The sequence below is a fragment of the Ruminococcus callidus ATCC 27760 genome, from assembly GCF_000468015.1.
In the GTDB taxonomy this organism is placed as follows: domain Bacteria; phylum Bacillota; class Clostridia; order Oscillospirales; family Ruminococcaceae; genus Ruminococcus_C; species Ruminococcus_C callidus.
Genome location: NZ_KI260426.1, coordinates 33291 through 36260, shown reverse-complemented (window position 1 = coordinate 36260; position 2970 = coordinate 33291). Strand labels below are relative to the sequence as shown.

Genomic DNA, 2970 nt, shown 5'->3' with positions numbered 1-2970 from the left:
TCGCCAGATGCTCTTTGTGCGGTATTGCCTTTACTCTGCACCGTCCCGCCGGAGAACAGCTCCTACGGTACGGAACAAGATCTTTGCATCTGTGGCAAAAGAACGATCCCGAATGTACTTCAGATCCAGTTCCACCCACTCGTCAAACATGATGTTGCTTCTACCGGAACACTGCCAGTAGCAAGTGATACCGCCCTTTGCGTCCAGCCGGTGCATCTGGTACGGTGTGTACTTTTCCACTTCCTTGGGAAGAGGCGGACGCGGCCCCACCAAACTCATGGAACCGTTCAGTACATTGAAAAACTGCGGCAGTTCGTCCAGACTGGTTTTCCGCAGAAATCTGCCGATCGGTGTGACACGGGGATCCTTTTTCATCTTAAAGACCGGACCGTCTGCCTCATTCAGAGCACGAAGCTCCTCCAGCTTTTGTTCGGCATTCACGCACATGGTGCGGAACTTGTACATAGTGAAAAAGCGACCGTCCTTGGTCACCCGCAGCTGCTTGAAGATCGGGTTGTGGAAGTCCTGCAAAAAGACTGCCAGTGCGATCAGCAGCATGGGCACGCTCAACACGATCACAGCCAGAAATGACAGCATCACGTCTGCCAGACGCTTGACAAACAGATACGTCTTCGAAACGTTTTCCAGCTGTGCAGATGCTGCGGTCTGGGTTCTGCTGCGGCGTTTCACCGCAGGCGATATGTCATCATCTTCCAGAAGATAACCTAGATTTTCCATAAATACTCCCTCCATTTTTTCTCATAGATTTCGTTGTTGTGTGTACGTGTTTATGCATGCACACTCCATGTCAATCTGTGATGTTCCCCTTTATACACAAATTGCAGACGATGCCGCACAAAAAATCATCGCCGTTTTGTGCGGAAATATCTATACTCAAATTATAGCATTTTCTGTTGCAAATTGTCAATGTACTATTGTACCAAGATTCCCGTGAAAACCTCGTGCATTTTATGCAAATTTCTAGGTTGAATGAATAGCAACTTGCCCAAATATGCCTGCGGGACAAAAAACGTCGAAATGCCTTGTTTTTTTATAGATGTATAAGAAAAAATGTGATTGCAGAAGGCAGACACTTGTTTGCATAAAATGAACGTTTTGCACCATCTGCTGTCACGGCGGTGCCTTTTGCGGAAAAATAAAAAGTCAAAAGTGGAAACAAATTTTCCGAAAGTTTGTGATTTGTTTATGAAAACAATGACCAAAAAAGCGGACAGCCGATGCCGTCCGCTTTCCGATCTCGTTTTTTGTGATGCTGCTTCTGCTCACTCTGAAACCACAGCGTAAAGACCGGCAGCGTCCTCCTTGCGGACGACTTCAGCCACCTGTTCTACACGGACTTTCAGAGCCTTCTGTCCCATCTGGATCTCGATGACATCGCCCGCCTTGACATCATACGATGCACGGGCGACCTTGTCGTTTACGAGAATCTTTCCGGCATCGCATGCTTCGTTGGCAACGGTACGCCGTTTGATGAGTCGGGAGATCTTCAGATATTTATCCAGCCGCATGGGTCGCTTCCTCCTCTAAATTTTGTTTGGTTTTCTTCCAGAGGGCATTCCACTCGCCGTGGGAGAGAGTTTCCATTTCCCGCTTTTCCGCGGTGCAGGTTTCCTCCATGGCACGGAAACAGTCAATGAACTGGTTGGTGGTGTCGGTGAGTACCTGTTCCGCCGAAAGCCCCAGTGTCTGAGCCATGCCGGCACAGCAGAACAGCAGTTCGCCCATTGCCCGCGTGATCTGCTCCGCATCTTCCATGTGCATGGCTTCTTCCAGCGTGTGCTTGCATTCAGTCACGCTGGCGAGGACGGATTCATTGCACAGAAAGCGGTTGTTGCCTTTGAGGGCACGCTTGCAGACTTTCTGGGCACGCATCAGAGCCGGCAGGGTCTTTGCCACAGCTTCCAGTGTCTGGGTGCGGGTGGTCTGGTGCTTGGTTTCTTCCTTGATGGTGTCCCAGTTTTTCAGGACTTCTTCAGTGGTGTCCGCCTGCACCGTGCTGAACACGTGAGGGTGCCGGATAATCAGCTTGTTGCAGATGTCTGTGCAGACATCGTCCAGTGTAAAGTGTCCCTGTTCCGTTTCGATACGGCTGTGGAACACCACCTGCAGCAGCAGATCGCCCAGTTCCTCCCGCAGCATTTCGGGGTCGTTCTGGTCAATGGCTTCGATGACTTCATAGGTTTCTTCGATCAGGTCCGGACGAATGGATTCATGCGTCTGCACCTTGTCCCACGGACAGCCGTCCTTGCTCCGGAGCAGCGTCACGATCTCCGCCAGATCGTCAATGGTATAGTGTTCTTTCTTTTCGTATGGAATCACAGGAAACACCTCCGTTCCGGTTTACTTCTGGGACATTGCCTGATCTTTCAGCTGTGCGGAACGGAGTTCCCGCATGACCTGCTGATAGAGGAAATAGATCGCCTGCATGTCTTCGCTTTCTTCCTTGATGGCAGAGGGCAGGACTTTCTTTTCGAAAATGCCCTTCTTGGTCAGCAGATACAGGTGGTGGGGCTGGGAAGTGGGCAGCGGGAAAGAGGTAGTCTGACTGCATTCGCCGAGGATTCTCGGAGCGTTTGCCACCAGCAGCCGTCCGGCCTGTACCACGGTCTGATACCGCTGGGAAGCACCGGTGTAGGAGCCGCCGTTGTTGAAGTAAACGTTTGCCGCACCGTTGATGTATACCACCAGTGTGGACAGGGTAATGGGGTTGATCGGCATATCAATGACTATGCCGTAAACGCTGTTCTGGTCGTTAATCATGTCCGCAAACTGCTTTGCCGGAAAGTGCAGAGCAGCGGCTCTGGTTGCCAGATAGCTTTCGGTGGGAAGATAATGTGTCTGTACATGTTCTTTTTTCTGTGCCATTTTATGTGAATTCCTTTCGATTTTTCATTTTTGTCATGTGCAGGGAAGCTGGGGCGATACCGCACAAAGAGCGTCTGGCGACTT

The 2970-nt window shown here is 50.7% G+C and carries 4 protein-coding genes; all 4 read right to left on the bottom strand.

The features are described from left to right. Nucleotides 1-30: 30 nt before the first annotated feature. The 4 genes from RUMCAL_RS09605 to RUMCAL_RS15560 all read right to left on the bottom strand — a co-directional run bounded on the left by RUMCAL_RS09605 (nt 31) and on the right by RUMCAL_RS15560 (nt 2886). Entirely contained in the window at nt 31-738 is a 708-nt protein-coding gene (locus tag RUMCAL_RS09605) for a sugar transferase (protein ID WP_084194400.1), read from the bottom strand. A 545-nt stretch (nt 739-1283) separates the two neighbouring features. Next, nucleotides 1284-1529: an RNA-binding S4 domain-containing protein gene (locus RUMCAL_RS09600; RefSeq protein WP_021682593.1), complete on the bottom strand. Its 246-nt coding sequence runs from the start codon at nt 1527-1529 to the stop codon at nt 1284-1286. Next, nucleotides 1516-2340 carry a nucleoside triphosphate pyrophosphohydrolase gene (gene mazG, locus RUMCAL_RS09595; RefSeq protein WP_051343788.1) on the bottom strand — a complete coding sequence of 275 codons (825 nt, stop codon included), beginning with the start codon at nt 2338-2340 and terminating at the stop codon, nt 1516-1518. Before mazG ends, RUMCAL_RS09600 begins: the two co-directional genes overlap by 14 nt. 21 nt (nt 2341-2361) lie before the next feature. After that, on the bottom strand, nt 2362-2886 hold the full coding sequence (locus tag RUMCAL_RS15560; RefSeq protein WP_021682591.1) for a hypothetical protein: 525 nt from the start codon (nt 2884-2886) through the stop codon (nt 2362-2364). Nucleotides 2887-2970 lie beyond the last annotated feature (84 nt).